General features: G+C 48.3%; 21 protein-coding genes. 1 reads left to right on the top strand and 20 read right to left on the bottom strand.

Annotation, left to right across the window (positions count from 1 at the left end; translation table 11 throughout):
- Positions 1-105 precede the first annotated feature (105 nt).
- The 13 genes from C1A02_RS08140 to C1A02_RS08080 all read right to left on the bottom strand — a co-directional run bounded on the left by C1A02_RS08140 (position 106) and on the right by C1A02_RS08080 (position 10,216).
- Entirely contained in the window at positions 106-1,095 is a 990-nt protein-coding gene (locus C1A02_RS08140; RefSeq protein ID WP_101697717.1) for a LysR family transcriptional regulator, read from the bottom strand.
- Positions 1,096-1,399: 304 nt separating this feature from the next.
- Positions 1,400-1,864 (bottom strand): ATP synthase subunit B family protein, encoded by a 465-nt coding sequence (locus tag C1A02_RS08135; protein ID WP_101697716.1) that lies wholly within the window; start codon positions 1,862-1,864, stop codon positions 1,400-1,402.
- Positions 1,861-2,355 (bottom strand): pantetheine-phosphate adenylyltransferase, encoded by a 495-nt coding sequence (gene coaD / locus C1A02_RS08130; protein WP_101697715.1) that lies wholly within the window; start codon positions 2,353-2,355, stop codon positions 1,861-1,863. Before coaD ends, C1A02_RS08135 begins: the two co-directional genes overlap by 4 nt.
- Positions 2,352-2,903: a 16S rRNA (guanine(966)-N(2))-methyltransferase RsmD gene (rsmD, locus tag C1A02_RS08125; protein WP_101698008.1), complete on the bottom strand. Its 552-nt coding sequence runs from the start codon at positions 2,901-2,903 to the stop codon at positions 2,352-2,354. Before rsmD ends, coaD begins: the two co-directional genes overlap by 4 nt.
- 63 nt (positions 2,904-2,966) lie before the next feature.
- The gene (gene uvrC / locus C1A02_RS08120; RefSeq protein WP_101697714.1) at positions 2,967-4,817 is read right to left on the bottom strand and encodes an excinuclease ABC subunit UvrC; all 1,851 of its coding nucleotides are present in this window, start codon (positions 4,815-4,817) and stop codon (positions 2,967-2,969) included.
- Positions 4,818-4,985: 168 nt separating this feature from the next.
- A complete protein-coding gene (locus C1A02_RS08115) occupies positions 4,986-5,249 on the bottom strand; it encodes an HPr family phosphocarrier protein (protein WP_101697713.1) in 264 nt (87 codons plus the stop codon).
- Between the two features lie 264 nt (positions 5,250-5,513).
- Entirely contained in the window at positions 5,514-6,269 is a 756-nt protein-coding gene (gene trmD / locus C1A02_RS08110; RefSeq protein ID WP_101697712.1) for a tRNA (guanosine(37)-N1)-methyltransferase TrmD, read from the bottom strand.
- Positions 6,259-6,777, bottom strand: a complete 519-nt coding sequence (gene rimM, locus C1A02_RS08105; RefSeq protein ID WP_101697711.1) for a ribosome maturation factor RimM — start codon at positions 6,775-6,777, stop codon at positions 6,259-6,261. The genes trmD and rimM overlap by 11 nt, the downstream gene beginning before the upstream one ends.
- Positions 6,778-6,884: 107 nt before the next feature.
- Complete coding sequence (locus C1A02_RS08100; protein WP_101697710.1) at positions 6,885-7,118, bottom strand: KH domain-containing protein; 234 nt, start codon at positions 7,116-7,118, stop codon at positions 6,885-6,887.
- A 21-nt stretch (positions 7,119-7,139) separates the two neighbouring features.
- Entirely contained in the window at positions 7,140-7,382 is a 243-nt protein-coding gene (rpsP, locus tag C1A02_RS08095; RefSeq protein WP_101697709.1) for a 30S ribosomal protein S16, read from the bottom strand.
- A gap of 104 nt (positions 7,383-7,486) precedes the next feature.
- The gene (gene ffh / locus C1A02_RS08090) at positions 7,487-8,833 is read right to left on the bottom strand and encodes a signal recognition particle protein (protein ID WP_101697708.1); all 1,347 of its coding nucleotides are present in this window, start codon (positions 8,831-8,833) and stop codon (positions 7,487-7,489) included.
- Between the two features lie 182 nt (positions 8,834-9,015).
- A complete protein-coding gene (gene ylxM / locus C1A02_RS08085) occupies positions 9,016-9,381 on the bottom strand; it encodes a YlxM family DNA-binding protein (protein ID WP_101697707.1) in 366 nt (121 codons plus the stop codon).
- A gap of 70 nt (positions 9,382-9,451) precedes the next feature.
- Positions 9,452-10,216 (bottom strand): hypothetical protein, encoded by a 765-nt coding sequence (locus C1A02_RS08080; RefSeq protein WP_101697706.1) that lies wholly within the window; start codon positions 10,214-10,216, stop codon positions 9,452-9,454.
- Between C1A02_RS08080 and C1A02_RS13495 the strand changes: the two genes are divergently transcribed.
- The gene (locus C1A02_RS13495) at positions 10,209-10,355 is read left to right on the top strand and encodes a hypothetical protein (protein WP_164997172.1); all 147 of its coding nucleotides are present in this window, start codon (positions 10,209-10,211) and stop codon (positions 10,353-10,355) included. The genes C1A02_RS08080 and C1A02_RS13495 overlap by 8 nt on opposite strands.
- Before the next feature lie 74 nt (positions 10,356-10,429).
- Here the strand turns inward: C1A02_RS13495 and C1A02_RS08075 are convergent, their stop codons facing one another.
- From C1A02_RS08075 to ybeY, 7 genes are all read right to left on the bottom strand, one after another.
- The gene (locus tag C1A02_RS08075) at positions 10,430-12,814 is read right to left on the bottom strand and encodes an endonuclease MutS2 (RefSeq protein ID WP_207204887.1); all 2,385 of its coding nucleotides are present in this window, start codon (positions 12,812-12,814) and stop codon (positions 10,430-10,432) included.
- A gap of 58 nt (positions 12,815-12,872) precedes the next feature.
- A complete protein-coding gene (locus C1A02_RS08070) occupies positions 12,873-13,454 on the bottom strand; it encodes a GNAT family N-acetyltransferase (protein WP_101697704.1) in 582 nt (193 codons plus the stop codon).
- 22 nt (positions 13,455-13,476) lie between these two features.
- On the bottom strand, positions 13,477-14,226 hold the full coding sequence (gene recO / locus C1A02_RS08065) for a DNA repair protein RecO (RefSeq protein WP_101697703.1): 750 nt from the start codon (positions 14,224-14,226) through the stop codon (positions 13,477-13,479).
- Positions 14,177-14,344, bottom strand: a complete 168-nt coding sequence (locus tag C1A02_RS13320) for a YqzL family protein (RefSeq protein ID WP_164997171.1) — start codon at positions 14,342-14,344, stop codon at positions 14,177-14,179. The genes recO and C1A02_RS13320 overlap by 50 nt, the downstream gene beginning before the upstream one ends.
- A gap of 117 nt (positions 14,345-14,461) precedes the next feature.
- Positions 14,462-15,397, bottom strand: coding sequence for a GTPase Era (era, locus tag C1A02_RS08060; RefSeq protein ID WP_101697702.1), 936 nt, complete (start codon positions 15,395-15,397; stop codon positions 14,462-14,464).
- 167 nt (positions 15,398-15,564) lie between these two features.
- Entirely contained in the window at positions 15,565-16,080 is a 516-nt protein-coding gene (locus C1A02_RS08055) for a diacylglycerol kinase family protein (RefSeq protein WP_101697701.1), read from the bottom strand.
- On the bottom strand, positions 16,064-16,573 hold the full coding sequence (gene ybeY / locus C1A02_RS08050; RefSeq protein WP_101697700.1) for an rRNA maturation RNase YbeY: 510 nt from the start codon (positions 16,571-16,573) through the stop codon (positions 16,064-16,066). The genes C1A02_RS08055 and ybeY overlap by 17 nt, the downstream gene beginning before the upstream one ends.
- Position 16,574: the final 1 nt, after the last annotated feature.

Raw genomic sequence — 16,574 nt, 5'->3', positions numbered from 1 at the left:
ACACTTCTACCATTAAAAAGCTTTCGCCAAACCAGTCACGAACAGGAAAACAGCAAGGCACCGCAAATTTATTCTGCGGTGCCTTTTTATTTGGATTTTTTAATTTTACTCTGTTTCAAATTTATCAGAAGTGATGCTTTCTTCTGGGGTCAATGGAAACAGGTCTTGAGAAATAGAAACAAACTCACGCATAGCACGGCTGACGTAGCGATTTTTTTTATGCGCCAAATACACAACCCGGCGGTCATGGGGAGCCTCTACCCGGTACAGATAAGCCCCTGGTTCCACTTGGGTTCGTTTAATAGCGGTATCCGATACAAAGGCAACCCCAATCTGCTGTTTTACCAGATTGTAAGAAGTCATCAGCTGATCTAAATACATGGTATTTTTGGGTACAAATTGATATTTTTCAAACACAGCGGAAGCAAAATCGTTCATACTGTGTCCTTTATTCAGCAAAAGAAAAGTACAGTCCTGAAAAACATGAGGACTGACGGAAGGACAGTTCGGCCTTCTGTGTATACCGTTACACACATCTTCGGCAGTCATCCGGTATTTTTTCAGCTTCTGGTTGATTTCATATTGGGTGGGGACTGCCAGCAACAGGTGTTCTTCCATCAGCGGATAACTTGTATACAATTTCTCGTCAAATGTGCTGCTGTCAATTACCAAATCAATTTCACAGTCCAAAAGCTTTTCTTGAAGTTCGGGTGTACTGGCCACATTCACTTGCAGCTGAATGCCCGGGTAACGGCTATTAAAAGCCGAAATCAAAAAAGCCAGAAGATAAGAAGCAATAAAGTGGGGCGCCGCCAGCTTTAGGGTGCCGGTTTTCATCTCGGTGTAATCCTGAAGATAAGATTCCAGATTGCTCTGCAATTCCAAAATCTTTTTTGTGGTTTCTAAATAAACCTTGCCCGCATCGGTCAGCTGAATCGGCGTGGTACTTCGATCAAAAATGGTCACACCGATTTCTTGCTCCAGCTTTTTAATGGTGGCACTCAAAGACGGCTGAGAAATATACAGATTTTTCGCCGCCCGGGAAAAACTCTTCTCTTTATAGATTTCATACACATATTTGAGTGTTTGAAACACCTTCCCCACCTCCATGATAAACAAAGTTATATGACAATTATAATGTTATATATATTTGATTATATTTGCTTTCTATGTTATTGTCAATATAGAACTTTTTCGGAAGAGAATTCCAAAGAAAAATCTTTGATTTTACTTGCCGAATGGGTCTAATTTTCTCTTTTGCGTTTCCTCATACCTTTTGATTGAAATAGAATTTGGTTGAAAAGTAGATATGGGCAGAGCCAAAGGCTCTGCCCATATCTACTTTTTTGCTGTTAAAAACAGCCCACTCTTGCTGGTTGCAGCAAAAACGGGCTGTTTGTCACTGATTATTATTGCGCTGAGAAGCCTTTATGTTGTTGCGCGTCTTGCGCAATTCCGCCAAATTGGCCGCCAAAGCATCATCGGTTCGTTTCATCAGGTCGTCGATGTAATCATTAGAAGCCCGGCGCATCTCGCGGAACTTTGCCTGACTTTGGCTCACTAATTCGTTGGCTTTTTGCTGAGCCTGCCGCACAATTTCGTCTTGATTTACCAGCGTTTTGGCGCGTTCTTCCGCAATGCGTACGATGCTTTCCGCCTCGCGTTTGGCATCGCTGATAATTTGGTTTCGATCCGCCACAATGGCTTTTGCCTGACGAAGCTCCTGGGGCAAATTATCGCGGATTTCATCGAGGACACTTCTCACTGCTTCCCCATCCAAAACGGCCTTGCCGCCGCTGAGCGGAAAGTTCCAAGCTTTGTCCACCATGTCATACAGCTCGTCCAATAAGTTTTCCACATTCATCGTTTCTTGCCTCCCGTATACAGACGTTCCGTAATGTCATCCAAAATACATTCGGGCACAAAATTCGAAATATCACCATCAAAGGTGGCTACCTGTTTCACAATGCTGGAACTCAAATACATATTTTCTGCCCGAGTGGTCAAAAACAATGTTTCTAAATTCGGGTTTAATTTTTTATTGGTTAATGCCATCTGAAATTCATATTCAAAATCGGACATGGCGCGCAGACCCTTGACAATAGCGGTCGCATCTCGAATTTTTGCGTAATCCGCCAAAAGGCCTTCAAACCCCACCACTTCTACACCCTGCATATTGGTTGTGGCTCGCTTTAACATGTCAATGCGTTCCTCAACGGTAAAGCTGGTATGTTTATTGGGGTTAACCAACACTGCTACAATCAGATGATCAAAAATTTTGCGGGCACGGTTAATGATATCCAAATGCCCAAAGGTTACCGGGTCAAAGCTTCCCGGGCAGATTGCGATTTTCATAATGATGTCACGTCCTTATGCCGATAAACGGTCAACAAAATTTTTCCGTAACGATAAGAACGCACCTTCTCAAAATCACCAGCTGATAAAGGAAGTTCTTCGTCACTTGGGTGTTCGCAGACAATGGTGCCGCCGGGATTCATCACGGCCGCCGTCAAAGGAAGAGCCTGTTGCAACAGCCCTGCCCGATAAGGCGGATCCAAAAGTGCAATATCAAACCGCTCAGATTCCCTGGGCAAATAAGAATCAAAACTCTGATTTACCACCCTTGCCTTGTTGCCAAAGCCGGTGGCAACAATATTCTCTTCCACCGCATTCACTGATTCACGAGAGCTATCCACAAACACAGCCTCCCGTGCTCCGCGGCTGAGCGCTTCCAACCCCAGCTGGCCGGACCCCGCGAACAAATCCAATATTCGGCGTTCTTGTAAATCAAATTGTATAATATTAAAAAGGGCTTCTTTCACACGATCTGGGGTCGGGCGAACCCTCTCCCCTTCCAATGCTTTCAATCTTTTGCCCCGTGCAGTGCCTGTAATGATTCTCATAAACACAACCGGACCTTTCCCAGAATCTTATTCATTTAATTATCCCATTAATTGTACGCCCTGTCAACCGCTATCTTTTTCTGCCGAATTAAGATGAAAATGCTGATAAATTGTCTGCGCGGCAGGGCGTGTCATCCCTTTCACCCCGAGAAGCTGCTCCAAGTCTGCTTCTCTTATGGCAGAAATGGTGCGAAAGTGCCGCAGCAATGCTTTGGCTCTGGCCGGCCCCACACCGGGAATTTCGGTCAATGTGCTTGAAATCGTATTCTTCTTTCGCATCTGCCGGTGATACCCAATGGCAAAGCGGTGCACCTCATCCTGAATGATAGAAACCAGCGTAAACGCGCTGCGGTTGGAATTAATGGCAATTTCACCGCCGTCCCGGGCGATGGCTCGGGTGCGGTGCTTATCGTCCTTTACCATACCGAACAAAGGAATCTCCAGCCCCGACTGCTGTAAAATCGGCCGTACCGCAGAAACATGCCCCTTGCCGCCATCCAGAAGAATCAAATCCGGCAGCCGGCCAAATCCTTCGCCGCTATCCTTATTTTGAAAGTATTCCCCCAAACGGCGGCTGATAACCTCACGCATGGCACCATAGTCATCCTGGCCTTCAAAGCTTTTGATTTGAAACCGACGATATGCGGATTTCAGCGGCCGCCCGTTTTCAAACACCACCATACCGGCCACATTGTCGCCGCCCGCCAGATTAGAAATATCATAGGCTTCAATATATTGGGGAGGACACTCCAGCCCCAAAAGCCGCCCCAATTCGTCCAAAGCAGAAGCCTCCCGCCCGGTTCTGCCCGTTTGCTGCGCCAGCTGTTCCGCCGCATTGCTGCGGCACATTTCTACCAGATGAGCCTGTTCCCCCTTTTGCGGGACAGTAATCCGAACACGCCGACCTGCCTTTTGGGTCAGCCATTCCTCCAAAAGGGGTGCGTTTTCTGCTGCACCATCCAGCGTCAGGCGGGGCGGAATTTGTTCCCGGATGGAATAATAGCGTTCCAAAAATTCACCGCGGGCTCGTTTGGGGTTCCCTACATCCCCCAGAAGAAAGGTTTCTCGATCCACCAAACTGCCGCCCCGGAACCGGAACACCTCCACACAGGCACTGCCCGCCCCTTGTGCCAAGGCAATCACATCCTGCTCCGGCACACGGACAGACACCACCTTTTGGCGCTCCCGCATTTTCTGAATGGCGGCAATCCGATCCCGGATTCTGGCCGCATATTCAAATTCCAGGTTTTCCGCCGCCTGCTCCATCTTTTCGGTCAGCCGTTTCATAGAATCGGCACTGCCGCCGCGAAGAAACTCCACAGCTTCATTTACGGCCTCCTGATACTCCTCAGGCTTCATTCTGCCCCGGCAGGGGGCACAGCACTGTTTGATATAATAATTCAGACAGGGGCGTCCCTTGCCGATGTCCTGAGGGAAGCGCCGGCTGCAGGAAGGAAGACGAAAGACCTTCAGCGCCTCGTCAACAGCCTGTTTTACCGACCAGGAGCTGACATAAGGGCCAATGTATTCAGCGCCGTCATCGGCCAGCTGTTTGGCTTCGGAAATCCGCGGCCATTCTCCCCCGCTGACGCGGATATAATGATAGCCTTTGTCGTCTTTCAGCAGAATATTATATTTGGGCGTGTACTGCTTAATGAGGCTGCATTCCAATACCAGCGCCTCAAATTCGCTGTCGGTCAGAATATATTCAAAATCCTGAACATTTGCCACCATGCGGCGCACTTTTTCTTCATGATTTTTCTCAGAACCAAAATACTGACTGACTCGGTTTTTTAGTGCCTTAGCCTTACCGATATAAATAATTGTTCCGCTTTTATCGCGCATCAGGTAAACCCCCGGCGACATTGGCAGACGCATGGCTTTTTGCCGCAGCTCCTTTTTTCGTTCCTCCAACGCTCTCCCCCCTTTCCTTTTCAATAAAAGTAAGATAAAACAAAAAAGCACCGCCAAAAGCGGTGCCCAGAATCGCCGAAAAAGCCGCGCGATTGGCCAATAAAACATGCGCAAAGATCAGGCTTTCGTTACCGGCATCGCATCAGCTAAAAGACGCAAAATATTTTCTTACTCCGCAAAGCCGGACTTCACCAAAGCCACCAAGCTATCCACTGCTTCCTGCTCATCCGAGCCGTCTGCAATAATACGAATATTGGTGCCGCCGACGATTCCCAAAGACAAAACACCCAAAAGACTTTTGGCGTTTACGCGGCGCTCTTCTTTTTCCACCCAAATAGAGGATTTAAACTCGTTTGCCTTCTGAATGAAAAAGGTAGCCGGACGGGCGTGCAGACCAACCTGATTTTGAACCAATACTTCTTTCACACACATTCTAAATCCACTCCTAATATCAAATATAGCAACTATCCCAATATCAAACTTACATCAAAAAATATGCAAACCGACTTATTTTTTAAGACATAGTCATTATATCACAATTGAAATTTCCGTCAACAAATTATTACTAATTTTGGATTGATGCCCTATACACGGATTCGGACAACCAAGCCCTTTGTATAATTTGCCCCGATTGTTGAAAACTTTTGTTAGCTCTATCATTTTGGAAGGGAATATTCTATAGTATGCGTTCTATTTTCAAGAGTTCTTCGCATTCTCAGGCAGTTTTTCACAAAGAGAATTCAAAAAAGCCTTGTCTTTTTCATTTAAAATTGCTTTTTCCAAAAGATCGGGCCGCTGTTTTGCAGTGCGCAGAATCGACTGTTCCCGACGCCATTTTGCAATATTTGCATGATGGCCTGACAGCAATACCTCTGGCACCTGCATCCCCCGCCAATCGGCCGGACGGGTATACTGGGGATACTCTAAAAGCCCACTATAATGGCTCTCTTCTTCAAAACAGGCATCGTCAGACAGCACCCCGGGAATCAAACGGCTGATACCGTCCGCCAAAACCAGCGCAGGAAGTTCCCCGCCGGTCAGCACATAATCACCAATAGAAATCTGTTCATCCACATACCGGTCAATAATCCGTTCGTCCATTCCTTCATAGTGTCCGCAAAGAATGGCCACGTTTTCTTTGGCTGCCAGCTCTTTCATCTTCTCTTGGGTTAAAACAGAACCCTGGGGTGACATATAAATCAGATGCGGTTTTTTGCCCAAATGCCGAATTAAATCGTCAATACACTCTGCAATGGGTTCCGCCATTAAAAGCATTCCCATTCCGCCGCCAAAAGGACAGTCATCCACCCGGGAATGTTTGTCATAAGCATATTTTCGAATGTGGTGGCAGCACACCTGAAGGGCACCTTTTTTCCGCGCTCTTCCCACAATACTTTCTGCCATAACGGTTTCACACATTTCGGGGAACAGGGTCAGCAAATCAATCCTCATCTTCAAAAATCCCCTTAAGCGGCCTGATTTTCATGCTCCCGCCCACCGGATCCCGTTCCAGAATCACGTCAGGAATAGACGGCACCAGATAGTTCTTCCCCTCTTCCGATGTGATTTGATACACATCGTTTGCGCCGGTTTTCATCACATCCGTTAATTTGCCGTACACTCGTCCGGTATCATAATCGGTAACGGTAAGTCCCAACATGTCCTGAACGAACCACACGCCTTCCGGCAGCTTTACATCTGCCCGGTTCAGATACAGCATACGTCCCCGCAGAGCATCGCCCTGAGTGACCGTTTCAACGCCTTCCAGGCGAACCAAAAGCAAACGCTTATGGGGGCGGCTAAATATCACCGAAACCGGGGATGCACCGGTTTTGTCCCAATATAACGTTTGAAACTTTGCCAAAAATTCGGCAGAATCACACCAGGGTTCTATTCGAAGTTCCCCCTTGATTCCGTGGGTTCCTACGATTTTACCCGCCTCTAAAAATTGCTGCAGCATAGCCGCCCTCCAGAAAAGAACATAAAATAATCAGCCAGTTTAAAACAAGACTGCAACAAAGCCAGCCACAATCCGGGGATGGGCTCTGTTACAGCCTTGAACCTTTATCAGTCGATCTCGACAGAAACCTTGTCATTGCTGCGGGTCGCGGCCGCCCGCATTACTACGCGGATAGCCTTGGCAATGCGCCCCTGCTTTCCGATTACCCGGCCCATGTCATCTTCTGCCACATGCAGATGATAAACGATGGCACCATCTTCAGCAGGCTCGTCCACCTGAACGGTGACAGCTTCGGGATGCTCTACCAAACCTCTGGCAATCGTAACCAGTAATTCCTCCATCGGTCGATCTCCTCCGATCTTTTAAATAACGCCGTGCTTCTTAAACAGGGCCTTGACCGTATCGGTGGGCTGTGCTCCATTTGCAATCCATTTCTTTGCCTTCTCAGGGTCTACTTTAACCACAGAGGGCTCTTCCATGGGGTTGTAATAGCCAATCTCTTCAATGAAACGGCCATCACGGGGGAAACGGGAATCTGCTACTACGATACGGTAAAAAGGAGCCTTCTTGGCGCCCATTCTGCGCAATCTGATTTTTACTGCCATAAAAAACAACCTCCAACAATAATTTCTAAAAGAATAAATATATGTGATTCACTCGAAAGGATTTTTTCCCTTTTGGATGAATTCCCTGATTGAAAACGGAAAGCTTAGAAAGGCATTCCACCCGACCCGGGCATACCCGGCATTCCGGGGAAACGGCGCTTCTTCATTCCCTTGACCTGCTTCATCATCTTCTGCATCTGCTCGAACTGCTTGAGCAGGCGGTTGACATCCTCTACCTTCATGCCGCACCCGGCGGCAATACGCCTTTTGCGGGAAGGATTCATAAGAGAGGGATTGGAACGTTCTTCCGGTGTCATCGAAAGAATAATTGCCGCACTGCGATCCATAATACGGTCGTCTATGTCCACGTCTTTAATCTGCTTATCCACACCCGGAAGCTTCGACAAAACAGATTTCAGCGGCCCCATTTTTTTCATCTGGTTAAACTGCTCCAGCAGATCGTTAAGATCCATTTTGTTTTGCAGCATTTTGCGGGCAGTCTGTTCTGCTGCTTTTTTATCAATGGACTGCTGAACATCTTCAATCAAAGTCAGCACGTCGCCCATTCCTAAAATACGAGAAGCCATACGATCCGGATGGAACACTTCTAAATCGGTCAGTTTTTCACCGATACCAGCATACTTGATGGGTTTTCCGGTAACAGCACGGACAGAAAGTGCCGCACCGCCTCTGGTATCACCATCCAGCTTTGTCAGGATAACACCTGTAATGCTCAACAAATCATCAAAGGCTTTTGCCACATTAACGGCTTCCTGACCGGTCATAGCATCCACAACCAAAAGGATTTCCTGGGGTTCCAGCACACCTTTCAGTTCTTTCAGCTCGTTCATGAGCTCTTCGTCAATCTGCAGCCGGCCCGCAGTATCCAGAATCAGGATGTCATTGCCGTAATCCCGTGCGTGACGCACAGCCGCGTTGCAGATATCCACCGGTTTGGCATTTCCCTGTTCAAACACAGCCACCCCGGCCTGAGAACCCACAACTTGCAGCTGCTTAATAGCAGCAGGACGGTAAATGTCACAAGCGACCAGCATAGGACGATGCCCCTGCTTTTTCAGCATAGCGGCCAGCTTGCCCGCGTGGGTGGTTTTACCGGCACCCTGCAAACCGCAAAGCATAAGAATGGTCGGCGGTTTTGACGCATATTCCAGACGCGACTGTTCCCCGCCCATGAGCTCGGTAAGCTCTTCATTTACAATTTTAATGACCATCTGCGCCGGAGTCAGGCTTTCCATCACCTGAATGCCGATGGCGCGCTCTGTCACTTTATTGGTAAAATCCTTCGCAACCTTATAGTTGACGTCGGCTTCCAGCAATGCAAGGCGAACCTCTCGCATGGCGGATTTGACATCTGCTTCGGTTAGCTTTCCTTTGGATTTCAGGTTTTTAAAGGCGGTACTTAGCTTTTCCGCCAGTCCTTCAAACGCCAATGCTTCTCAAATCCTTTCGCCTAGGGGCTATCTGAAAACTCCAAACTCTAGATAAATTCTACTGCAAACCACATCTGCTATGTTAAAAATGCTCGGAATACATCCAGTATCCCTGCGCTTTTTGCTTTGCATCTGTTCCTTTTCAGCGAATTTCCCGTCGGTTTTCCTTTTTCAGAAACGCCCTAATCTTCACAAAGTCTTCGGGCAGTATCTTCGATCAGGCTGACATCATCCTGAACGTCCTGAGAAAAAATAGATTGAGTATTATAAATTCGAATCCGCTCTGCGGCAGACCGAATTTGCTCCAGCCCCTCTCGCATCTCGCGAAAGCGCCGTGCCAGCCCCAATCGCTCTTCCATCTCTAAAAGCTGAGATTCGGCTCGTTTGATGGAATCCCGAACCCCTTGCCGGGTGATGCCTTCGTTAGCGGCAATTTCGGCCAGGGACAGATCGTCGTTGTAATAATACTCAATTACGCTGCGCTGTTTGTCGGTGAGCATGTCGCCGTAAAAATCCAGCAACAAGGATATTTCCAGATTCTTTGCCATACTGCACCTCCACTTGCTGTAAAGTTGTTTGCTTTACAGTTATGGATTATACAGGAATCCATGGCAAAAGTCAAGCAGTTTTTCGGTCGAGACTGCTTTTTTTCAGATATCCCTGCAATTGATCCATAATATCAGTCAAGTCCCCGGTAAAGTTTTTGTCCAGCCATTGTTCCAGCTGCTGCTTTAATTGACTGCCATACTCTTGGATGCTGCTTTTGGCCTGAAAAGCCAAGCCGCCCTTCTGCACTTGGGCTTGAACCAATTCAAAGCCGGCCTGTTTGGCCTGTTCAGATTTTAAATAAGGAGAAAGATCCACAAAAACCACATTCTCTTCGCGGGTAACACCCGCGGGCATTCCTTTGCGAAAGGCATGATTCAGCGCAAACCCGGTGGGAACCGTCAATCGCCCCAGCTTCACCTTTTCAATCTGAATTTCCACTCGTTTTTTCTCAGAAGAAAACAGAACACGAGACTCAGCAGTAACTCCCAATGACTTTCCATGCCAGGCAATCGGCGTGTAAGAAGCCACCGAGTTTTCATCCTTAAAATCCAGATAAATCTGATTGGGGATAAAGTCGGTTTCGCTGAGATAACCCCTGATATCCTCCAGATGAAAGGCGATAAAACCGTTTATCTCGTTCTGTGACAAGGTGGTTTGCTTTCCAGTGAGCACAGCTGCCGCAGCATTCTGCAAAAGCTCTTCAGAAGGAACCGGGCGATATTTCCCAGCCAAATCATCCGTCATCATCATACGGTAAGGCAAAGCCACCAAAAGCCCCAAAAGCAAAACAATGCCCAGAGCAATCAGCCCCTTTCGGGGAATAGATATGGTCATACGAACAGCTCCTTTCCATGCTCCGCCCACAGAAGGAATTCAGGCCGATAAAAACGGTACCGCCAAGAAATGGCTAAGCGTTTTGCGGCTGATTGAAATACCATTGGGCTTTGATCAAACAGTTTTATATGCTTCCTGATCTCTAACAACTTTCAGTTTTTACGGACTTTCTCTCAAAAAAACATCTTAATAACATAAAGCCGACACAACAGTTTATTTCAGCTCCAAAATCGTCACACCGGACTCCCCTTCGCCAAACACACCCAAACGGTAAGTACGCACAGAAGGGTGACGACGAAGATGCTGCTGAATTGCTGTTCTTAGCACACCGGTGCCTTTGCCGTGAATGATTGTCAGCTGATTGATGCCCGACAGCAAGGCCGAATCAATTGCCCTGTCTACACTCATAACAGCCTCAATAGAGTCTTCCCCTCTAACATCTACCTCTGTCATCACCGGTGCATCCGATCGTTTGGGGACATTGCGGGTGCCGGAGCGTCTTGCGGCACGGTTTGAGCTCCTTTTTTCTTCGAGCAAACGCAAATTATCCAAAGCAATTCTGGTTTTAATGATTCCCGCCTGTACCAGCACTTTCTTATCACTGGGAGCCGGAGTTTCCAACACGGTGCCTTCTTTGTCAATATCAAAAATCAGCACATTGTCGCCAGCCTTCAGCGGCCGGGGAAGCACATAAGTGCCTGTTTCTTTTTTGCTGACAGGGTCAGACGAATTTTCCAGATTTCGCAGCCCGGATTTCATTCTGGCCCGCTGTTCTGCAGTCATCGCTTTTGCACCCTGCTTTTTCATGTCTTCCAGTTCGTTGATCAAAGCGTCTGCCTGAGCACGGGTACGTGCCACCAGCTGAGCCGCCTTTTCCCTGGCCCTCTCCATCTCTTGAGCCGCTTCTTTTTCCAGCCGTTCGCGGTATTCCTTGGCTTCCTGACTGATTTGCTGTGCCTTCAAATGTTGTTCCTGAGCCTTCTGCCGCTCTGTTTCCAGCTGCTGGCGGCTTTGTTCCAAATTTTGAACCACATCTTCAAACCGGCGATTTTCTCCAGAAACCAAAAGACGCGCCCGCTCTACGATTTCTTCCCCGAGCCCAAGCCGGTTGGAAATGGCAAACGCATTGGAACGCCCGGGCACACCAATCAGTAACCGATAAGTAGGACGCAGCGTTGCCACGTCAAATTCACAACTGCCGTTTTCTACCCCGGCGGTCTGCAAAGCATACACCTTTAATTCCGCATAATGGGTAGTAGCAGCTATTTTAGCGCCTTTCTGACGCAGAGCCTCCAAAATTGCCATGGCAAGGGCGGCGCCCTCTACCGGATCAGTTCCGGCGCCCAGCTCATCCAGAAGAATCAGGCTGTGATGGTTGGCCTGCTCTATAATTTGAATTATATTCGTCATGTGAGCGGAAAATGTGCTCAGGGACTGCTCAATGCTCTGTTCGTCCCCAATATCCGCCAGAACCTGCTGAAAGACCGAAATTTCGCTGTTGTCACCCACCGGGAGCATCAGCCCGCACATCGCCATCAGCGTCAAAAGCCCCAATGTTTTCAGCGTGACGGTTTTACCGCCGGTATTAGGCCCGGTAATGACTAAAGTGTCAAAGGCCGCCCCTAATTCAATGTTCATGGGCACTACTTTTTGGGGGTCAATCAAAGGATGCCTTGCCTGATTCAGCAGAACCCTGCCGGTATCATTTACTTTCGGACAGCTGGCTTTCATTCGGTAAGCAAGCTGGCCTTTGGCAAAGATCAAATCCAGCCCCACAGCGGCCTGATAGCTCTCTATAATCACATCGGCAAAATTCCCTGCTTCGGCCGAAAGCTCTGCCAAAATCCGCTCAATCTCATCCCTTTCCTGAGATTGCAAAACCCGAATTTCATTGTTGGCTTCCACCACGCCCATCGGCTCCACAAACACAGTCGCGCCGCTGGAAGAAGTATCGTGAACCAAGCCGGCTATTTCGCCCCGGCATTCCGCTTTCACCGGAACCACATATCGCCCGGAACGAATGGTCACAATGGGATCCTGCAAAAATTTCTGATAAGCGGATGAGCGGATCATCTTATCCAGGTGTTCCCGCACCCGAGAAGAAGCCGATTGGATTTTCCGCCGAATGGCGGCCAGCTGCGGCGATGCGTTATCGGCCACTTCTTCTTCCGAAACCACCACCAGATTGATCCGGTCTTCCAAATATTTATTGGGCGACAGAGCCTGAAACCGCCAGTCCAGACTGGTTTTCATCCCCTCGCTCTTATGTCTCCATTCCACAATGCCCCGCAGATTACGCAGCACACCCAAAAGGCGTAAAAACTCTGTTAAATTCAGTACGCCGCCTGCCTGAGCGCGGCGCAGCGACCCCGCCACATTTTTCAGTCCACTGAAAGAAGGTGATCCAAACTTAGCCATCAGCACAAAAGCGTCGTCGGTTTCTTTCAGTCTTTCACTGACTTCTTCCACAGTAAAAGCGGGCCGAAGTGCCAAAGCCATTTCTGCAGAATCTTCACTGGCGGTTTGTTCCGCCAAAAGCTTTAATATTTTATCCAGTTCCACCGCGGAATAATGCCGCGGAAAGTGTTGTTTTTGCATGTACGATTCCTTTCTTTCCGCTGCCGCTCCCATCTGTTTACAGGAGAATTGGCAGCGTTCACACTCTCTCGTTTTCCTGAGCGGGCATTTCGCCTTCTGCGCAGGCAAAGAAAAGCTCCGGTTCCTCTTCGAAATTTAAAAGCTTTTCAAAACAGTGAAACACACCCTTGCGAAGCAAAATTCTCCCACACCGGCGATACCCCATATTGGTGTACAACCGGATCGCCGGTGCATTTTGCGGGAATGCATCCAGCCGTATGGCGGAATATCCCTGTTTGCGAAAAAATTCTTCCGAACATTGAAGAATTTGCTTTCCGTATCCTTTGCCCTGATGCCCTGCTCCCACACACAGGCGGTGAATCACTCCAATCCGCCCGGTGCAGTACTGAAAATCCACCGACCAATAGTGGGGGTCTTGCTCTTCATTGAGCACCACGGCAGCAACCAGCTCGTCCCCGTCGGTCAGTATATACATTTCTTGTTTGGCCACGTCCTCACGCAGGGTAATCTCATCAGGATACATATCATCCCACTGATCGATTCCCTGCTGATTCATCCTTTGTACGGTATCTTGATAGAACCGATACAGCCCAGGCAAATCCTGGGGTTGTGCCTGACGAAACTCTTGCGTGGCTCTCATAAAAGTCCTCCCGCCCGGTGGATTATTGCCGGGTCATTTGATGATAAAATTCCAGTGTGGCAAACCGCCGCTGCACAGTATGCAGCAAATACAGTTCAGACGCAGCAGCCAGCTGTTTCAGACCTTCATCTGATAAGCGAAAAGAAAACAGCTTGTCAAACTCCGCATAAATGGTATGTCGCAGCGCTGTCATCACTCCCCGGGGCAAGAGCACCACCGGTTCCTGAGAGGATGCATGGCAGGCGCCGCACTCAATGGTTCCGCTGCGGGGCAAAAAACACATGACGTCCGCCTCATAGCAGCCGCAGTTTTGGCAGCCGACCAAATCCGGCATATAACCAGCCAAGGCCAGCATTCGCATCTCGACCACGGCTTTCAGCTGAAGACCCGGGCGCTGCCCTTTGGACAGAAAATAAAGCGCATTGAGCACTAAGCGCAAAAAATCCCCCGCTTCCGCTTCTTCGGGAGCCAGCGCAATTGCCAGCTCACAAAAATATTGGGCGAGGGACAGACTTTCCATATCCCGGCGCAAATCAAAAAAGGATTCTATGGGCCAGGCATCGTTGATTATGTATTTATCCCGCCCCTTGTATAAAGAAAGGCGGGAATAACTTAACAACTGTGTGGAGGACAATTTCCTATTCTTCAGCTTTTTAGCCTGCTGCGCAAACGCCCTAACAACTCCTTCTTGACGTGTCAGAACCGTTACCAAACGGTCGCTTTCACCCACGCTCTTCTCCATAAGGATTAAGCCCTCGGTATTGATTTGCATGTCCTTCCTCCTGGGCGGCAGGCGCTCTGTTCAGCGCCTGCGTCAGTCTGGCGTAATGCAAATACGCCTCTACGCTTCCTGTTTGTTGAAACACATTCCAAGCTTGTTCTCTATCCACAAAAACGCCTCCCGAAAAAAAGTATCCCAAGAGAAGTATTTGCAGTTTATGGAACAGTATGAAAGGAAAATAAATGAACGTTCGCCATTATATGACAAATATTTCGCGTTTTATATGCTACTGAAAAGAGTTGGAATCATATCCCAGCGAGCGCAGCAGATTTTCACGATTGCGCCAATCTTCCTTTACTTTGATCCAAAGCTGAAGATTAATTTTGCAGTCAAAAAAGCGCTCCATATCCGCTCGGGCATAGGTTCCGATTTTTTTCAGCATAGAACCGCCTTTGCCAATCAGGATTCCTTTGTGGGTATCCCGTTCGCAAAAAATAATCGCTTGAATATCGGTGATGCCGCTGCCATCTTCCCGCTCCTTCATGCTTTCTACTGCCACAGCAATTCCGTGCGGAATTTCTTTATCCGTAAGGCGCAGAATTTTTTCCCGCACCATTTCGGCCGCCAACACCCGCTCGGGCTGATCTGTCAGAGTATCGTCGGCAAAGAAATGACCGCCGGGCGCCGCCAGCTTCATCAATTCCTGTTTCAGGGCAGTCATACCGTTGCCGTCCTGTGCAGAAACAGGAACCACTGCCTCAAACTGAAATTTTTGGGAGAACGCACCGATTTGTGCCATCAGCTGGCTTTTATCCGGCAAAGTGTCAATTTTATTAATCGCCAAAATAGCCGGCAGGCTCATGGCGCTGAACTTTTCCATCAGTTCATAATCCGCCGGGCTGATGCGGGTTCCCGCTTCCACCACCAAAAGGCAAGCGTCCACCCCTGCCACGGATTCCGTAACCGATTTTACCATATAGTCCCCCAGCCTTGTCCGGGGTTTGTGCAGTCCGGGCGTGTCCAAAAACACCAGCTGAGTTTCCTCTTCCGTCAGCACACCCATAATCCGGGTACGGGTCGTCTGCGGCTTACTGCTGACAATTGCCACCTTTTGGCCCAGCAACCGGTTCAAAATAGATGATTTTCCAACATTGGGACGCCCCACAATCGCAATAAAAGCGGTTTTTCCAGAGACATCCGGTAACTGATATAAATCCGGCAAAATAATACTCCTTTTTCTAAAAGATTATCTGAAAACTCCAAACTAACCGTCTGTTTCTGCCTCAAAAGAAGAAATTTCGCAAGTGAACGCTCGGATTCTCCGTGGCATTTTCCCGCTTTTATACTTATTTTCTGCAGAACAAAAGCTGTGAACTTTTCAGAAGCACTTTATTTATGAATGGATTGATTTCTTTTTCGATGCAAATAATCGCGAATTCCCAGCGGCCCCATTACAATATAGAGCATTGACACCCCGGTGAAAAGGACAAAGAAGCACAAATAAAGCGGATGGGTTAAAAACAGCTGCAAAATCGACCAAAGCACAGCCGGCCGCCAAAAAAGGCAAATTCCCACCCCCACAGAAAAGCCCGCGCAAACCAGCACCGCGCCGGCTGCCAAATCTTTTATAATGCGCACCACCGGGTGATAACTGGCCGCAACCATGTCTGCCATTTCCTCTGCCACCGTATTCAGCAGCTCAGCCGCCATTACCAAAGCAAAGGTTAAAAACAGCACCGCATATTGGACACGGCTCAAACCAAAAAAGAACGAAAACGCAAAAACATACACTGCCGCCACCGTATGAATCCGCATGTTCCGTTCATTATTGATGCAGTATACGACGCCCCGAAAAGCGTATTTCAGGCTTTTTAGGAACCGCCCTTTTTTATTCTTCATCCTCATACAGTACATAGCTGCTGGTACTGGGCAGACCTAACTGCGTCATGACCTGCTCCTCCTTTTCGCGCATACGCACTCGCTCCATGCCGCCCTGTTCGTGATCATACCCCAAAAGATGCAGCATAGAATGTGCGGACAGATACCCTACCTCGCGCTCTAGACTGTGCCCGTAACGATCAGCCTGTTCCACTGCTTTTTCCATAGAAATCACGATATCGCCCAAAATCTTGGCGCCGGTATCCAGGTTTTCATCATACTCGCCGTTTTCCCCCATGGGAAAGCTCAAAACATCGGTGGGAACATCCTTATTGCGGTACTGTGCGTTCAGTTCCCGAATCTGTTCGTTATTCACAAAAGTAACACTGATTTCCGCCGGATAGGGGAATTTTTCCAGCCGCAGAACCGCATTGCAGCAGCGGCGCACCAACATGCGCAGTCCGGTGGGAATCTTTACTTCTTTTTGCTTATTATCAATGATTACTCTAATTTTTTCCATA

The sequence above is a fragment of the Clostridium minihomine genome (genome assembly GCF_900240385.1).
GTDB classification, from domain to species: domain Bacteria; phylum Bacillota; class Clostridia; order Oscillospirales; family Acutalibacteraceae; genus Faecalispora; species Faecalispora minihomine.
The sequence above is the reverse complement of the archived record's forward strand: the minus strand, read 5'-3'. Positions and strand labels throughout refer to the sequence as shown.

Bases quoted from the DNA above. Each gene is read 5' to 3' on its own strand.
- recO (WP_101697703.1), bottom strand. From the start codon at position 14,226: ATGCAAATCAATACCGAGGGCTTAATCCTTATGGAGAAGAGCGTGGGT.
- C1A02_RS08080 (WP_101697706.1), bottom strand. From the start codon at position 10,216: ATGACCATATCTATTCCCCGAAAGGGGCTGATTGCTCTGGGCATTGTT.
- ybeY (WP_101697700.1), bottom strand. From the start codon at position 16,573: ATGGAAAAAATTAGAGTAATCATTGATAATAAGCAAAAAGAAGTAAAG.
- C1A02_RS08100 (WP_101697710.1), bottom strand. From the start codon at position 7,118: ATGGAGGAATTACTGGTTACGATTGCCAGAGGTTTGGTAGAGCATCCC.
- rpsP (WP_101697709.1), bottom strand. From the start codon at position 7,382: ATGGCAGTAAAAATCAGATTGCGCAGAATGGGCGCCAAGAAGGCTCCT.
- coaD (WP_101697715.1), bottom strand. From the start codon at position 2,355: ATGAAAATCGCAATCTGCCCGGGAAGCTTTGACCCGGTAACCTTTGGG.
- C1A02_RS08115 (WP_101697713.1), bottom strand. From the start codon at position 5,249: ATGTGTGTGAAAGAAGTATTGGTTCAAAATCAGGTTGGTCTGCACGCC.
- ylxM (WP_101697707.1), bottom strand. From the start codon at position 9,381: ATGGCAAAGAATCTGGAAATATCCTTGTTGCTGGATTTTTACGGCGAC.
- C1A02_RS13495 (WP_164997172.1), top strand. From the start codon at position 10,209: ATGGTCATACGAACAGCTCCTTTCCATGCTCCGCCCACAGAAGGAATT.
- rsmD (WP_101698008.1), bottom strand. From the start codon at position 2,903: ATGAGAATCATTACAGGCACTGCACGGGGCAAAAGATTGAAAGCATTG.
- C1A02_RS08075 (WP_207204887.1), bottom strand. From the start codon at position 12,814: ATGCAAAAACAACACTTTCCGCGGCATTATTCCGCGGTGGAACTGGAT.
- rimM (WP_101697711.1), bottom strand. From the start codon at position 6,777: ATGCTGCAGCAATTTTTAGAGGCGGGTAAAATCGTAGGAACCCACGGA.
- C1A02_RS08070 (WP_101697704.1), bottom strand. From the start codon at position 13,454: ATGAGAGCCACGCAAGAGTTTCGTCAGGCACAACCCCAGGATTTGCCT.
- trmD (WP_101697712.1), bottom strand. From the start codon at position 6,269: ATGAGGATTGATTTGCTGACCCTGTTCCCCGAAATGTGTGAAACCGTT.
- C1A02_RS08135 (WP_101697716.1), bottom strand. From the start codon at position 1,864: ATGAATGTGGAAAACTTATTGGACGAGCTGTATGACATGGTGGACAAA.
- C1A02_RS08055 (WP_101697701.1), bottom strand. From the start codon at position 16,080: ATGAGGATGAAGAATAAAAAAGGGCGGTTCCTAAAAAGCCTGAAATAC.